Annotated in this window: 19 protein-coding genes; 14 read left to right on the top strand and 5 right to left on the bottom strand. The window is 39.5% G+C overall.

Going from position 1 to position 12,765, the window contains the following annotated elements:
• Nucleotides 1-104 precede the first annotated feature (104 nt).
• The gene (galE, locus tag HMPREF9423_RS08005) at nucleotides 105-1,124 is read left to right on the top strand and encodes a UDP-glucose 4-epimerase GalE (protein WP_006148836.1); all 1,020 of its coding nucleotides are present in this window, start codon (nucleotides 105-107) and stop codon (nucleotides 1,122-1,124) included.
• A gap of 249 nt (nucleotides 1,125-1,373) precedes the next feature.
• On the opposite strand, the gene HMPREF9423_RS12025 is transcribed toward galE, so the two are convergent.
• Nucleotides 1,374-1,577 carry a ferredoxin gene (locus HMPREF9423_RS12025; protein ID WP_006148835.1) on the bottom strand — a complete coding sequence of 68 codons (204 nt, stop codon included), beginning with the start codon at nucleotides 1,575-1,577 and terminating at the stop codon, nucleotides 1,374-1,376.
• A 45-nt stretch (nucleotides 1,578-1,622) separates the two neighbouring features.
• Between HMPREF9423_RS12025 and HMPREF9423_RS08000 the strand changes: the two genes are divergently transcribed.
• The 6 genes from HMPREF9423_RS08000 to pdxT all read left to right on the top strand — a co-directional run bounded on the left by HMPREF9423_RS08000 (nucleotide 1,623) and on the right by pdxT (nucleotide 5,492).
• Entirely contained in the window at nucleotides 1,623-2,114 is a 492-nt protein-coding gene (locus HMPREF9423_RS08000) for an SAG1386/EF1546 family surface-associated protein (protein ID WP_006148833.1), read from the top strand.
• 8 nt (nucleotides 2,115-2,122) lie between these two features.
• Complete coding sequence (gene cmk / locus HMPREF9423_RS07995; RefSeq protein WP_006148832.1) at nucleotides 2,123-2,794, top strand: (d)CMP kinase; 672 nt, start codon at nucleotides 2,123-2,125, stop codon at nucleotides 2,792-2,794.
• A 138-nt stretch (nucleotides 2,795-2,932) separates the two neighbouring features.
• Nucleotides 2,933-3,271, top strand: a complete 339-nt coding sequence (locus tag HMPREF9423_RS07990; RefSeq protein ID WP_004253903.1) for a zinc ribbon domain-containing protein YjdM — start codon at nucleotides 2,933-2,935, stop codon at nucleotides 3,269-3,271.
• A gap of 2 nt (nucleotides 3,272-3,273) precedes the next feature.
• Complete coding sequence (locus HMPREF9423_RS07985; RefSeq protein WP_006148830.1) at nucleotides 3,274-3,906, top strand: Pr6Pr family membrane protein; 633 nt, start codon at nucleotides 3,274-3,276, stop codon at nucleotides 3,904-3,906.
• Between the two features lie 137 nt (nucleotides 3,907-4,043).
• Nucleotides 4,044-4,919: a pyridoxal 5'-phosphate synthase lyase subunit PdxS gene (gene pdxS, locus HMPREF9423_RS07980; protein WP_004253907.1), complete on the top strand. Its 876-nt coding sequence runs from the start codon at nucleotides 4,044-4,046 to the stop codon at nucleotides 4,917-4,919.
• Nucleotides 4,920-5,492 carry a pyridoxal 5'-phosphate synthase glutaminase subunit PdxT gene (gene pdxT, locus HMPREF9423_RS07975; protein ID WP_006148824.1) on the top strand — a complete coding sequence of 191 codons (573 nt, stop codon included), beginning with the start codon at nucleotides 4,920-4,922 and terminating at the stop codon, nucleotides 5,490-5,492.
• Between the two features lie 34 nt (nucleotides 5,493-5,526).
• Here the strand turns inward: pdxT and trhA are convergent, their stop codons facing one another.
• Nucleotides 5,527-6,174 (bottom strand): PAQR family membrane homeostasis protein TrhA, encoded by a 648-nt coding sequence (trhA, locus tag HMPREF9423_RS07970; protein ID WP_006148823.1) that lies wholly within the window; start codon nucleotides 6,172-6,174, stop codon nucleotides 5,527-5,529.
• On the bottom strand, nucleotides 6,164-6,619 hold the full coding sequence (locus tag HMPREF9423_RS07965; protein WP_006148822.1) for a DUF1836 domain-containing protein: 456 nt from the start codon (nucleotides 6,617-6,619) through the stop codon (nucleotides 6,164-6,166). Before HMPREF9423_RS07965 ends, trhA begins: the two co-directional genes overlap by 11 nt.
• A 134-nt stretch (nucleotides 6,620-6,753) precedes the next feature.
• Here HMPREF9423_RS07965 and HMPREF9423_RS07960 point away from each other — a divergent pair, with 134 nt between their 5' ends.
• The 7 genes from HMPREF9423_RS07960 (at nucleotide 6,754) to trxB (ending at nucleotide 11,109) form a co-directional block, all read left to right on the top strand.
• Nucleotides 6,754-7,254 (top strand): GNAT family N-acetyltransferase, encoded by a 501-nt coding sequence (locus HMPREF9423_RS07960; protein ID WP_025170198.1) that lies wholly within the window; start codon nucleotides 6,754-6,756, stop codon nucleotides 7,252-7,254.
• A gap of 13 nt (nucleotides 7,255-7,267) precedes the next feature.
• Nucleotides 7,268-7,759 carry a methylated-DNA--[protein]-cysteine S-methyltransferase gene (locus HMPREF9423_RS07955; protein ID WP_006155612.1) on the top strand — a complete coding sequence of 164 codons (492 nt, stop codon included), beginning with the start codon at nucleotides 7,268-7,270 and terminating at the stop codon, nucleotides 7,757-7,759.
• 12 nt (nucleotides 7,760-7,771) lie between these two features.
• Complete coding sequence (locus tag HMPREF9423_RS07950; protein ID WP_006148818.1) at nucleotides 7,772-8,128, top strand: Spx/MgsR family RNA polymerase-binding regulatory protein; 357 nt, start codon at nucleotides 7,772-7,774, stop codon at nucleotides 8,126-8,128.
• Nucleotides 8,129-8,284: 156 nt separating this feature from the next.
• Nucleotides 8,285-9,085, top strand: a complete 801-nt coding sequence (locus HMPREF9423_RS07945) for an amino acid ABC transporter permease (RefSeq protein ID WP_006148815.1) — start codon at nucleotides 8,285-8,287, stop codon at nucleotides 9,083-9,085.
• Nucleotides 9,085-9,828, top strand: a complete 744-nt coding sequence (locus HMPREF9423_RS07940; protein WP_006148814.1) for an amino acid ABC transporter ATP-binding protein — start codon at nucleotides 9,085-9,087, stop codon at nucleotides 9,826-9,828. The genes HMPREF9423_RS07945 and HMPREF9423_RS07940 overlap by 1 nt, the downstream gene beginning before the upstream one ends.
• Before the next feature lie 79 nt (nucleotides 9,829-9,907).
• Entirely contained in the window at nucleotides 9,908-10,132 is a 225-nt protein-coding gene (locus HMPREF9423_RS07935) for a DUF4059 family protein (protein WP_006152536.1), read from the top strand.
• Nucleotides 10,133-10,197: 65 nt separating this feature from the next.
• On the top strand, nucleotides 10,198-11,109 hold the full coding sequence (trxB, locus tag HMPREF9423_RS07930) for a thioredoxin-disulfide reductase (protein WP_006148812.1): 912 nt from the start codon (nucleotides 10,198-10,200) through the stop codon (nucleotides 11,107-11,109).
• A 179-nt stretch (nucleotides 11,110-11,288) separates the two neighbouring features.
• Here the strand turns inward: trxB and rlmB are convergent, their stop codons facing one another.
• Together rlmB and def are read right to left on the bottom strand one after the other, a co-directional pair.
• Nucleotides 11,289-12,017 carry a 23S rRNA (guanosine(2251)-2'-O)-methyltransferase RlmB gene (rlmB, locus tag HMPREF9423_RS07925; RefSeq protein ID WP_006148811.1) on the bottom strand — a complete coding sequence of 243 codons (729 nt, stop codon included), beginning with the start codon at nucleotides 12,015-12,017 and terminating at the stop codon, nucleotides 11,289-11,291.
• Between the two features lie 44 nt (nucleotides 12,018-12,061).
• Nucleotides 12,062-12,673: a peptide deformylase gene (def, locus tag HMPREF9423_RS07920; protein WP_006148810.1), complete on the bottom strand. Its 612-nt coding sequence runs from the start codon at nucleotides 12,671-12,673 to the stop codon at nucleotides 12,062-12,064.
• Nucleotides 12,674-12,765 lie beyond the last annotated feature (92 nt).

Genomic DNA, 12,765 nt, shown 5'->3' with positions numbered 1-12,765 from the left:
GTAAACTTTTTACCTAGTTTTTACGATAGGATTAGGATAGCAAATGACTTTCCCTATCAAAAATGGTAAAATGAAAAAAATAATTTAAGAATAGAGGAAAAAAGATGCAAGAAAAGATTTTGGTAACAGGTGGTGCAGGTTTTATCGGAACTCACACTGTCATTGAATTGGTCCAAGCTGGACATCAAGTTGTCGTAGTGGATAATTTAGTCAACAGTAGCCGTAAAAGTTTAGAAGTAGTGGAAAGAATTACAGGAGTTGAGATTCCTTTTTATGAAGCTGATATTCGAGATACGGATACACTTCGCGATATTTTCAAACAGGAAGAACCTACAGGAGTCATCCATTTTGCAGGTTTGAAGGCAGTTGGTGAGTCAACTCGTATCCCTCTTGCCTACTATGATAACAATATTGCCGGTACAGTTAGCCTTTTGAAGGCAATGGAAGAAAACAACTGTAAGAACATTATCTTCAGTTCTTCAGCAACAGTTTATGGAGATCCACATACTGTTCCAATCCTAGAAGATTTCCCACTTTCAGCTACCAACCCTTATGGCCGTACCAAGCTTATGCTGGAAGAAATCTTGACAGATATCCATAAAGCAGATTCAGAGTGGAACGTTGTCTTACTTCGTTACTTCAACCCAATTGGGGCGCATGAGAGTGGTGACCTAGGAGAAAATCCAAACGGCATTCCAAATAACCTTCTACCGTATGTAACACAAGTCGCAGTTGGTAAGTTAGAACAAGTTCAAGTCTTCGGAGATGACTACGATACTGAAGATGGAACAGGTGTTCGTGACTATATCCACGTCGTTGACTTAGCAAAAGGGCACGTTGCTGCCCTTAAGAAAATTCAAAAAGGCTCTGGACTCAATGTGTATAACCTTGGTACTGGAAAAGGCTACTCAGTTCTTGAAATTATCCAAAATATGGAAAAAGCTGTTGGGCGCCCAATTCCATACCGTATCGTTGAACGTCGCCCAGGTGATATTGCAGCCTGCTATTCAGACCCAGCAAAAGCTAAGGAAGAGCTCGGATGGGAAGCAGGACTTGGTATTACAGAAATGTGTGAAGATGCATGGCGTTGGCAAAGCAAACATCCAAATGGATTTGAAGACTAATCGTTTGATTAAACAAAAAAGAGGAAGTAATTCCTCTTTTTTTATAACTTTATATGTGGTTGAAATAAAAATTTGATTAGTGCTTAAGTGATAGAAAAATGTCTTAAAAGAACAGTTTATTTATTATTGAAATCCTGGAACAAATAAAAGTAAAATTGTATAAAAATAGCTAGCAAAAGACTATAATTTTCTAGAAAAATATGCTAAACTAGAGGGAGTGGAAATTAGAGATTGATGTTCCACCAAATTTTAAGATTCATCTATAATCAGAGCACGAGTAGGGCAATTTTTAACGGCTTCTAAAATGTCGTCGTTGCAAGCAATTTCTCGCTCTAATTGCTCAGATTCATCGTAAAAACGGACAATACCATTATCATGGTAATCAAATAATTCTGAATAAGTTTGGCAGAGCCCACAAGCGATGCAACGTTCAGGTATAAGTCTAATCTTCATATTTATATTGTAATAAGAAACTAAAAAAAACTCAAGGAGTAAGGTATGGAAAAGGAACCGTGGCAAGAAGATATTTATGAAAACCAAGAAGAGGAATCAAGAACTGAACGCCGTCAACGAAACAAAAAAGGTTCAGGTGTCGTGGCCAATCGTATTTTAACAGTTCTAGCTATTTTCTTCTTTGTGATTGTTGTTGGGATGGTAGTTGTATTGGTCTACTTGTCATCAGGCGGAAGTGATCGCACTTCAGCTTTGAAAGATTTTTATGATTCTTCGGCTCCAAAAGTAGAAGAAGTTACAACAGTGGCTACTACTGCCCAGTCAACAGAGTCAACAGAAGCAGAGACAACTCAACAAGAACATACAGAGGCACGTACTGATTCTGAAGGAACTATTACAGTCATGGCAGGAGAAGGGGAAGCAGCAATTGCGGCTCGCGCTGGAATCTCTATTGCTCAACTTGAAGCCTTGAATCCTGGTCATATGTCTTCAGGAACTTGGTTTGCAAATCCTGGTGATGTCCTTAAGACAAGATAGGAGTGACAATGAAAACAATTCAGATTGCTATTGATGGGCCAGCTTCCAGTGGTAAGAGTACAGTAGCTAAGATTATTGCTAAGGACTTTGGCTATACTTATCTGGATACAGGCGCTATGTATCGTGCGGCGACTTACATCGCATTGAAAAACCAAATTAGCCCAGATGAGCCATCTCAACTTCTTGAATTATTGGAACAATATCCAATTAGCTTTGGCCGCGCTGAAACAGGAGAGCAGCTTGTTTTTGTTGGAGATGTAGATGTAACAAATCCAATCCGAGAAAATGAAGTAACCAACGCTGTTTCTGCTTTTGCAGCGATTCCAGCTGTTCGTGAAAAGTTAGTAGCCCTTCAGCAAGAAATTGCCCGACAAGGTGGTATTGTCATGGATGGCCGCGATATTGGAACAGTAGTCTTGCCTCAGGCTGAATTGAAGATTTTTCTAGTAGCATCTGTAGATGAGCGTGCGGAACGTCGTTACAAGGAAAATCTTTCAAAGGGAATCGAAACAGATTTGGAAACTTTGAAAGAAGAGATTGCTGCGCGTGATTATAAAGATAGTCATCGTGAAACTTCACCTCTCAAGCAAGCTGAGGATGCAATCTATTTGGATACGACTGGTCTCTCTATTTTAGAAGTTGTTGAAAAAATTAAATCAGAAGCTCAAAAACATTTATAAGAACTATAAAACGATGAACTGAATTTCGGTTTGTCGTTTTTTATCATAATTTGTCAAATAGTCTGTTTTAAGGTATAATAGTTGCTGTTGAAGAAAATTTGACATTCAAATAATCATAAATTTTTTTAAGGAGATAACATGAGTCAATTACCAAATTGCCCAAAATGTAATTCAGAATATGTGTATGAAGATGGCGCACTTCTAGTTTGTCCAGAATGTGCTTACGAGTGGAATCCTGCTGAGCAAGCAGAAGTTGAAGAAGGCATTGTTGCTATCGATGCAAATGGGAACAAACTAGCTGATGGAGATACAGTAACCTTGATTAAAGATTTGAAGGTTAAAGGTGCTCCTAAAGACCTCAAGCAAGGAACCCGTGTGAAAAACATCCGTATTGTTGAAGGTGACCACAACATTGACTGTAAGATTGATGGTTTTGGTGCTATGAAGCTTAAATCAGAATTTGTGAAGAAGATTTAATCATGATTAAAAATGAAAAAGTAATTTTTTATAGTCGTATCTTTTTATTTATAGCAGCCTTTATCGGTGTATTCTTGGAGATCACCAAACGCGGTGGTTTAGGGATGTTGCTTTACTACACAGTACTTTCTAACCTTTTGGTTGTACTTTTTACAGGTTATCTTTTGTTAAAGATGCGTGGTGGAGGTGATAGTTGGCAGAGTCCTGGTATTCTACGTCTCAAAGGTGGCGTCACTATGAGTATTATGATTACTTGTGTGATCTATCATTTCATGCTAGCTCCCTTGACGACAGATTTTTACCGTTTGGAAAATTTTCTTTGTCATTATATTGTCCCTCTCTGGTTTTTAGCAGATACAATTATTTTTGATAAGAGTCGTCAATATAAGTTAGCTGATCCCATGCTTTGGACTAGCCTTCCTTTGCTTTATATGATTTTTGCCCTTTTAAACGGTTTTGTTTTAAAGATGGATGTCCCTAATGCTAAGGATAGTCCCTTCCCTTATTTCTTTTTGAATGCTACCAAACATGGTTGGGGCTTTGTCTTTAAATGGGCAGCAACTATCTTTGTTGCCTACATGGTTTCAGGATATCTCTTTTATCTTGTGAAAAGTATTAAAAAATCTAAGAAATAAAAGTACCCAATGTGGGTGCTTTTTTTGTGATAGAGATAATTGTACCCGGACAAATTGATTTATTTTATCTTGTTATGCAGTCTTTTATACCTTACAATAAAACTGTAGCTACCAATACAACTATTGAGGAAGAAAAAATGACTGAAAATCGTTATGAATTAAATAAGAATTTAGCACAGATGCTTAAGGGTGGCGTCATCATGGATGTTCAAAATCCTGAACAAGCAAGAATTGCTGAGGCTGCAGGTGCGGCAGCAGTTATGGCTTTGGAACGAATCCCAGCTGATATTCGTGCGGCGGGTGGTGTCTCTCGCATGAGCGATCCAAAGATGATCAAGGAAATCCAAGAAGCAGTCAGCATTCCAGTAATGGCTAAGGTTCGAATTGGGCATTTTGTTGAAGCACAGATTTTAGAGGCCATCGAGATTGACTATATCGATGAGAGCGAAGTTCTATCTCCAGCTGATGACCGTTTCCATGTGGACAAGAAAGAATTTCAAGTTCCTTTTGTCTGTGGCGCTAAAGACCTAGGAGAAGCCTTGCGCCGTATCGCTGAAGGAGCTTCTATGATCCGTACAAAAGGGGAACCAGGAACAGGAGACATCGTTCAGGCGGTTCGTCATATGCGTATGATGAATCAAGAAATTCGCCGCATTCAAAACCTCCGTGAGGACGAGTTATATGTTGCTGCAAAAGAACTCCAAGTACCTGTAGAATTAGTTCAATATGTCCACGAAAATGGAAAATTACCAGTTGTTAACTTTGCGGCTGGAGGAGTCGCAACACCAGCGGACGCTGCTCTTATGATGCAGCTAGGTGCAGAAGGTGTGTTTGTTGGCTCAGGGATTTTCAAGTCAGGTGATCCTGTTAAACGTGCAGCAGCAATTGTCAAGGCTGTTACCAATTATCAGAATCCTCAAATTCTGGCTCAAATCTCTGAAGATTTAGGAGAAGCCATGGTTGGTATCAATGAGAATGAAATCCAAATTCTCATGGCAGAGCGAGGAAAATAGATGAAAATCGGAATCTTGGCCTTGCAAGGTGCCTTTGTAGAACACGAGAAAATGCTTGATCAACTAGGAGTTGAAAGTATTGAACTGCGAAACCTAGAAGATTTTCAGCAACACCAGAGTGACCTGTCGGGGTTAATCTTGCCAGGGGGAGAGTCTACAACGATGGGGAAACTGTTGCGAGATCAGCAGATGCTAATTCCTCTAAGAGAGGCTATTCTCAATGGTTTACCAGTCTTTGGAACTTGTGCGGGTTTAATTTTGCTAGCAAAACAAATCACTTCTAAAGAGGAAAGCCATCTAGCGACTATGGACATAGTAGTAGAGCGCAATGCCTATGGACGTCAGCTAGGAAGCTTTTATAGCGAAGCAGACTGCAAGGGCATTGGTAAAATACCCATGACCTTTATCCGTGGTCCAATTATCAGTAGTGTTGGTGAGGATGTTGATGTTTTAGCAATTGTGAACGATCAAATCGTTGCGGCACAAGAAAAGAATATGCTGGTAACCTCCTTTCATCCTGAATTGACAAATGATCTTCGCCTGCATCAGTACTTTATGAATATGTGTAAATAAAAAAAGAGGTTGGGATTTTTCCCAACTTCTTTTTTTACATGTAATAAACAATAGCAATGTATTGGAGAGCAGAAGCTGCTAAGATAAACAAATGCCAAATCATGTGAAAGTATGGTTTTTTCTTGGCGTAAAAACCAGCTCCAACAGTGTAACAGAGTCCGCCCGATACCATGAGGCTCCAGAAAATTGGAGTTGTTTGACTGATGATTACTGGTAAGATAGCCAAGACTAGCCATCCCATGATGAGGTAAAGGATGAGACTGAATTTTTCATTGACCTTCTTGGCAAAGATTTTATAAAGAATACCGAAAATAGTTGTTCCCCACTGAATGGCGATAATGAGATAACCAAACCAATTATTCATCAGGGTTAAAACCACCGGGGTATAAGAACCCGCAATCGCAACATAAATCATGGAATGGTCGATGATACGAAGCACGTACTTATGAGTGGAACCATAAGCCATAGAATGATAAATAGTCGATGAAAGGAACATGAGAAAGAGGCTGATGACGAAGATGGACACACCGACAGACGATAAGAAACCATGGGCCTCATAACTGTAAGTAGATGAAATGGGAAGTAGGATGAGCATGATAAATGCTCCTACAGCATGGGTGACACTGTTGGCAATTTCTTCTCCAAAACTAAGTCGTTTACTAAGTTTGAAACTAGTATTCATTTGTTTCCTCCTCTTCGGTTTCTGTATAGACTAATGCAAGTGTTTGATGATAGAGTTTGACCGTTTGGCAGCTTGCCTGGATAATGGGATTAGCTGGATCAATATCTTCATTCATATAGTCCACAAAAGCATTGTAAAGTTCTTCTGAATTAGTGTCTGTGTGTAGGGTATTAAGGGTTTGAGCAATTTCTTGGATAGAAAAAACAGATTTTAGAGTGGTAATAGCAATTAATCGTGCGATTTGTTTGCGTTGGTATTTTTTCTTTTCAGGTTTTGTCAGATAGCCGTGTTTGACATAGTTATTGACCATAGAAGCAGTTAAGCCTTTGTCAGATTCTGGTGAGATAGGTTCGCATACTTGATTTACATAAAGTAAGACTTGGTCTAGATAGAGATCAATATTTGGAATTTCTTTCCATTTTGGATAGGAAAAAGTGGGATTCATTTTCAACTCCTTTTTATCTAGTTTTAATAACTAGATTATAAAATATTAGAAATAATAAGTCAAGTTTCAAGTGCTTGTAGAAAGAAATAATTTATGCTATGATGAGAGAAAATAGTATGAAAAGAGGATAAATGATGGAGATTAGCTTAGCCTTTCCAAACGAAGTTGATGCAATTATGCAAGTGATTGAGGGAGCCAAGAAATATTTGGCAGAAGCTGGTAGCACTCAGTGGCAAAACGGCTACCCAGATGCAGATACCATTATTGAAGATATCATCTCTGGTCAAGCTTATGTAGCCCTAGATGAAGGTGACCTCTTAGCCTATGCAGCAGTGACTAAGAGCCCAGAAAAAGCTTATGAAGCAATCTATGATGGCAACTGGGAGGGAAATGAAGCAGAATACTTAGTATTTCACCGTATTGCCGTTGCTAGAGATGCGCAAGGTCAAGGTGTTGCTCAGACCTTTTTAGAAGGCTTGATTGAAGGCTTCGATTACCTAGATTTTCGTTCAGATACGCACGCTAAAAACATAGCAATGCAGCATATCTTTGAAAAACTTGGCTTCAAACAGGTTGGTAAAGTTCCAGTAGACGGGGAACGCTTGGCCTATCAAAAATTAAAATCAAATGCCTAAGAAGTATGCAAAGATGCTATACAAGTCACCGATTGGCCCCCTATCTCTGCTAGCAGATGACCACTATTTGTTTGGGATATGGATTGAAGAAGAGAGCGATTTTGAGAAGGGATTATCTGAAAATGATGTAACTGTTGTTGAGAGTCATCCCATTTTAAATCAAATTACTTCCTATTTAGAGACTTATTTTAAGGGGCAAGATCAAGACTTATCTGGATTACCTTTAGCTCCTGTCGGTAGTGACTTTGAAAAAAGAGTCTGGAACTACTTGCGAGGAATTCCTTTTGGTCAGACTGTTACTTATGGGCAAATAGCTAAGGACTTGCAGGTGCCTTCTGCTCAAGCAATCGGAGGAGCAGTAGGTCGCAATCCCTGGTCTGTCCTTGTACCTTGTCACCGTGTGTTAGGTGCTGGAGGACGTCTGACAGGATATGCTTGGGGACTTGAAAAGAAGGCTTGGCTCTTGAGGCGTGAAGGTGCAAGTTATCAAGAAAATAAAAAATAGAAAGAGAAGAAAATGTTAGAATTTATCGAATATCCAAAATGTACAACTTGTAAAAAAGCAAAGAAAGAATTAGATCAACTCGGACTAGAATATAAAGACGTTCATATCGTTGAAGAGACTCCGAGTGAAAAGGTCATTTTAAACTGGCTCGAAACTTCGGGATTTGAATTGAAGCAATTTTTCAATACTAGTGGAATCAAATATCGTGAACTCGGATTGAAAGATAAGGTTGGAACATTGTCAAACAAAGAAGCAGCCAAACTCTTGGCCAGTGATGGTATGCTATTGAAACGTCCAATACTAGTTGAAAATGGTCTTGTAAAACAAATTGGCTATCGTAAATCATACAATAATTTGGATTTGAATTAGTTTTTTTCTATCTCCTTGATAGATAAAATATATAACCTCCCACTTTTAAAGTATGATAAACTAGAAGGTAGATGAAATCTGATATGCTCGTAGCAAATATTTTTAATTAGAGCATAAGTATGATAGAATGAATCATTATCTTGAGAGGATGTTTCTATGAATGTTACAACGATTTTAGCATCTGATTGGTATCAAAATTTGATGCAATATATTCCAGATGGCAAACTTTTTAGTTGGCGTTCTGTCTTTGATGGGATCCCAAGAATTGTACAGCAATTACCTACAACATTGATGTTAACGGTATTTGGTGCCTTTTTTGGTATCATGCTAGCCCTAGTCTTTGCTATCGTGAAAATCAACCGAGTTAGATTTATTTACCCATTACAAGCCTTTTTTGTTAGTTTCCTAAAAGGAACCCCAATTTTAGTTCAACTGATGTTGACTTATTACGGGATTCCACTAGCTTTGAAAGCCTTGAATCAACAATGGGGAACTTCTCTGAACATTAATGCTATTCCAGCAGCGACGTTCGCGATTGTGGCATTTGCTTTTAACGAGGCAGCCTATGCTAGTGAAACCATTCGTGCAGCCATCCTTTCAGTCGATCCTGGGGAGATTGAGGCAGCTCGAAGTCTTGGTATGACACGTGGACAAGTTTATCGTCGTGTGATTATTCCCAATGCAGCAGTAGTTGCAACACCAACCTTGATCAACTCCTTGATTGGCTTGACCAAGGGGACTTCCCTAGCCTTCAGTGCAGGTGTTGTAGAAGTCTTTGCCCAAGCTCAGATTTTGGGTGGTGCAGACTATCGTTACTTTGAACGTTTTATCTCAGTTGCCCTTGTCTACTGGGTGGTAAATATCGTTATTGAAAATCTTGGCCGTTTCATTGAAAGAAAAATGGCTATTACAGCACCAGATAATGTTGAGACAGATGTGAAAGGAGAGCTTCGCTAATGATTAAAATTTCAAATTTAAGCAAATCCTTTTCAGGTCAAACCGTTTTGGACCATCTGAACTTAGATATTCAAAAAGGAGAAGTTGTTGCCTTAATTGGTTCTTCAGGAGCTGGGAAATCAACTTTTCTTCGTAGCCTAAACTATCTAGAAACTCCTGATAGTGGTTCTATTCAGATTGATGATTTCAAAGTTGATTTTTCTCAAATTACGCAAGAAGAAATTCTAACTCTTCGTCGCAAACTATCGATGGTTTTCCAACAGTTTAATTTATTTGAGCGTAGAACAGCGCTAGAAAATGTTAAAGAAGGCTTGGTTGTCGTTAAAAAACTATCGGACGAAGAAGCGACTGAAATTGCTAAGGAAGAGCTGGCTAAGGTTGGGCTTTCTGATCGTGAACAGCATTATCCGCGTCACTTGTCTGGGGGACAAAAACAACGGGTAGCTATAGCGCGTGCCCTAGCTATGAAACCAGACGTCTTACTCTTGGATGAACCGACTTCAGCACTGGATCCAGAATTGGTTGGTGAGGTAGAAAGATCGATTGCCAATGCTGCAAAATCAGGTCAAACCATGGTTTTGGTTAGTCATGATATGTCATTTGTTGCTCAAGTTGCGGATAAGGTTTTATTCTTGGATAAAGGGAAGATTATTGAATCTGGAACACCGGATGAGATTATCAACCATCCTAAAGAAGAACGAACAAAAGAGTTCTTTGCTAGTTACAAACGGACCTATATCTGATATAATAGAAGATAAGAAAAACTCAGTTGGCTAAGCTAACTGGGTTTGCTCTTTAAAAATAATAGAAATGAGAGAGAGCATGCTAGTTCAGCTATTTGCTTTGTATTTAGAGAGTTTGGTTTTGACGATTTTACTAGTCTTGGTTGTCTTAGGGATTTGGATTGGTTTAAGAGCTCTATCAGGTGTGGATAAAACTGCTAAGGAGCGTCAAGCTCACCTCTATGATATGATTATGATTGGAGTTCTAACAATTCCAGTATTGTCTTTTGCAACCATGAGCATCTTGTTGGTTCTCAAGGCTTAATAGTTGTCAAATAGGATTTTATCCGTTAGAATAAGAATAGTTACAACAAGAAAGAAGGAAATAGAATGTACGATACGATTATTATCGGTGCAGGTCCTGCTGGGATGACTGCAGCCTTGTATGCAGCTCGCAGCAATCTCAAAGTAGCTTTGATTGAAGGTGGCCTTCCTGGCGGTCAGATGAACAACACTTCTGACATTGAAAACTATCCAGGTTATGCTAACATTAGTGGACCTGAGTTAGCAGAAAAGATGTTTGAACCTCTTGAAAATCTAGGTGTTGAACATCTCTATGGCTTTGTAAAAAATATTGAGGACCATGGTGATGTTAAGAAAGTAATCACAGACGATGAAGAATTTGAAACTCGCACAGTTATCGTAGCGACTGGTTCAAAACATCGCCTCTTAGGAGTTCCAGGAGAAGAAGAACTGAATAGTCGTGGAGTTTCCTACTGTGCGGTTTGTGATGGAGCCTTTTTCCGTGACCAAGATTTGTTGGTTGTAGGTGGTGGTGACTCAGCGGTTGAGGAAGCAATCTTCTTAACACAGTTCGCCAAATCTGTAACCATCGTTCACCGTCGTGATGAACTTCGTGCCCAAAAAGTCTTGCAAGACCGCGCCTTTGCCAATGGTAAAATCAACTTCATTTGGGATTCTGTTGTCAAAGAAATCAAGGGTGAAAACCGTGTGGAGTCAATTGTCATTGAAAATGTTAAAACAAATCAAGTGACTGAACATGCCTTTGGAGGTGTCTTCATCTATGTTGGTTTAGATCCAGTTAGCGATTTTACAAAAGATTTACAAATCCAAGATGAGTCAGGTTGGATTGTGACAGACGACCACATGAAGACAAGTGTTGCAGGTGTCTTTGCAGTTGGAGATGTTCGTCAGAAAGACCTTCGCCAAGTTACAACAGCAGTTGGTGATGGTGCTATTGCAGGTCAAGAAGCCTATAAATATATTACTGAACATAGTTAAAAAGGCGGTGGGACAGAAATCGATAGACAAAGTCTCGATTTCGTAGTCCCAGCCCCGCGAGGATGATTAGGAGCTTTTTGGAGTCTAAAAGACGAACAAAAAGTTCAATCAGCTACCGCGTCAAAGTTTGATTGCTAATAAAAAGTGAGGTCGGGATCTTTTGTCCCAACCTCACTTTTTTATAATCGATTGCGGAAGACTTCGTACATAAGAATAGCAGCAGCAACGCTTGCATTGAGACTCTGTACATGTCCATTCATTGGAATAGTGATCATCTCGTCCACTTGCTTTTTGATGTTACTTGAGATACCTTTTCCTTCATTTCCGATAATGAGGGCGACCTTTCCGCTGGTGTTCCATTTATGGCAAGGAGTTCCATTCATATCAGTTCCAAAGGTCCAAAAGCCTTCTTCTTTTAGCTTGTCCAAGGTTTGGCTGAGATTGGTAACGCGAGCGATAGGCACATGCTCGATGGCGCCCGTTGCTGTTTTTGCAACTACGGGTGTCACACCAACAGCTCGATGTTTTGGAATAATAACACCTGAAACGTTGGTTGCATCGGCTGTTCTTAGGATAGAACCTAAGTTATGAGGGTCAGTTAGTCCATCTAGAATTAATAGTAGTGGGTTTTCTTCTTGACGAGTCTGAGCAAGAATCTGCTCAAGTTCAGTATAGGCAAATTCAGAAACACGTAAAACGAAGCCTTGGTGGACAGCTCCTTCAGTCATCTCGGAAAGTGATTTTTTTGAAGTCCAAGAGATGGATACTTTCTTTTCAGTCGCCAGTTCCTTAACTTTTTCTACATTCTTACCTCGTAAATCATCCTGGAGATAGAGTTTGTTTCCAGTATTTGCTAACAGTGCTTCGGTAACGGCGTGAACGCCATAGACAATATCATTTGTTTTCATGGCTCTATTATAACATAAAACCCCGTCTTTCAACGGGATTTTCTTTATTCCAGAATGAGTAAACCTTCTTTGACTGCGAAAGGATCCTTTTCATTGATACGATCATAAAACATAACACCATTTAAGTGGTCGATTTCATGTTGTACAACGATGGAGTTGTAGCCTTTTAGCTTGATGCGATGCTTTTCGCCATCTTTGTCAAAGTAGTCGACAGTTACTCGAGCATGGCGGATAACATAACCTGGGACAGTACGATCGACTGATAGGCAACCTTCTCCCTCTCCTAGAGCAGCGTCTTGGACTGAGTGTGAGACAATCTTAGGATTGTACATAACAGCTTGTAAGTCATAGGCTTCTTGAGGTGTTTCACCTTCCTCGGTGATATTAGGAACTAAAACAGCAATGATGCGTTTTGAGATATCTAATTGTGGTGCAGCAAGTCCGACTCCTCCACGTAGACCTAACTTTTCAGCCATAACTGGGTCTTGTGAATGTTTCAAAAATTGCATCATTTTCTCACCAAGGATGATATCTTGATCGCTCAATGGGAAACTGACTTCCTCGGCAACTGCACGTAGGGTTGGATTGCCCTCGCGGATAATATCTTTCATGTCGATTAAATGTGAAGCTTTTGTAATACGTTCTATAGCAGACATCTTCTCTCCTTCCTTCCATTACAATTCCATGATAACACAAAATAGTTGAGAAAGAAAGTCACAGAAGTTGCTAATAAAGGGAAATAGCTATT

This window comes from Streptococcus infantis ATCC 700779 (assembly GCF_000187465.1).
In the GTDB taxonomy this organism is placed as follows: Bacteria; Bacillota; Bacilli; order Lactobacillales; family Streptococcaceae; genus Streptococcus; species Streptococcus infantis.
This window is presented reverse-complemented; position numbering and strand designations above follow the sequence as displayed.

What these genes read in the sequence shown, in the direction of transcription:
- trhA (WP_006148823.1), bottom strand. Translation starts at nt 6,174, where the DNA reads ATGAATACTAGTTTCAAACTTAGTAAACGACTTAGTTTTGGAGAAGAA.
- HMPREF9423_RS07940 (WP_006148814.1), top strand. Translation starts at nt 9,085, where the DNA reads ATGATTAAAATTTCAAATTTAAGCAAATCCTTTTCAGGTCAAACCGTT.
- HMPREF9423_RS07945 (WP_006148815.1), top strand. Translation starts at nt 8,285, where the DNA reads ATGAATGTTACAACGATTTTAGCATCTGATTGGTATCAAAATTTGATG.
- HMPREF9423_RS07955 (WP_006155612.1), top strand. Translation starts at nt 7,268, where the DNA reads ATGCTATACAAGTCACCGATTGGCCCCCTATCTCTGCTAGCAGATGAC.
- HMPREF9423_RS07950 (WP_006148818.1), top strand. Translation starts at nt 7,772, where the DNA reads ATGTTAGAATTTATCGAATATCCAAAATGTACAACTTGTAAAAAAGCA.
- pdxS (WP_004253907.1), top strand. Translation starts at nt 4,044, where the DNA reads ATGACTGAAAATCGTTATGAATTAAATAAGAATTTAGCACAGATGCTT.
- HMPREF9423_RS07990 (WP_004253903.1), top strand. Translation starts at nt 2,933, where the DNA reads ATGAGTCAATTACCAAATTGCCCAAAATGTAATTCAGAATATGTGTAT.
- HMPREF9423_RS07960 (WP_025170198.1), top strand. Translation starts at nt 6,754, where the DNA reads ATGGAGATTAGCTTAGCCTTTCCAAACGAAGTTGATGCAATTATGCAA.
- HMPREF9423_RS07985 (WP_006148830.1), top strand. Translation starts at nt 3,274, where the DNA reads ATGATTAAAAATGAAAAAGTAATTTTTTATAGTCGTATCTTTTTATTT.
- pdxT (WP_006148824.1), top strand. Translation starts at nt 4,920, where the DNA reads ATGAAAATCGGAATCTTGGCCTTGCAAGGTGCCTTTGTAGAACACGAG.
- def (WP_006148810.1), bottom strand. Translation starts at nt 12,673, where the DNA reads ATGTCTGCTATAGAACGTATTACAAAAGCTTCACATTTAATCGACATG.
- HMPREF9423_RS07965 (WP_006148822.1), bottom strand. Translation starts at nt 6,619, where the DNA reads ATGAATCCCACTTTTTCCTATCCAAAATGGAAAGAAATTCCAAATATT.
- HMPREF9423_RS08000 (WP_006148833.1), top strand. Translation starts at nt 1,623, where the DNA reads ATGGAAAAGGAACCGTGGCAAGAAGATATTTATGAAAACCAAGAAGAG.
- trxB (WP_006148812.1), top strand. Translation starts at nt 10,198, where the DNA reads ATGTACGATACGATTATTATCGGTGCAGGTCCTGCTGGGATGACTGCA.
- cmk (WP_006148832.1), top strand. Translation starts at nt 2,123, where the DNA reads ATGAAAACAATTCAGATTGCTATTGATGGGCCAGCTTCCAGTGGTAAG.
- galE (WP_006148836.1), top strand. Translation starts at nt 105, where the DNA reads ATGCAAGAAAAGATTTTGGTAACAGGTGGTGCAGGTTTTATCGGAACT.
- rlmB (WP_006148811.1), bottom strand. Translation starts at nt 12,017, where the DNA reads ATGAAAACAAATGATATTGTCTATGGCGTTCACGCCGTTACCGAAGCA.
- HMPREF9423_RS12025 (WP_006148835.1), bottom strand. Translation starts at nt 1,577, where the DNA reads ATGAAGATTAGACTTATACCTGAACGTTGCATCGCTTGTGGGCTCTGC.
- HMPREF9423_RS07935 (WP_006152536.1), top strand. Translation starts at nt 9,908, where the DNA reads ATGCTAGTTCAGCTATTTGCTTTGTATTTAGAGAGTTTGGTTTTGACG.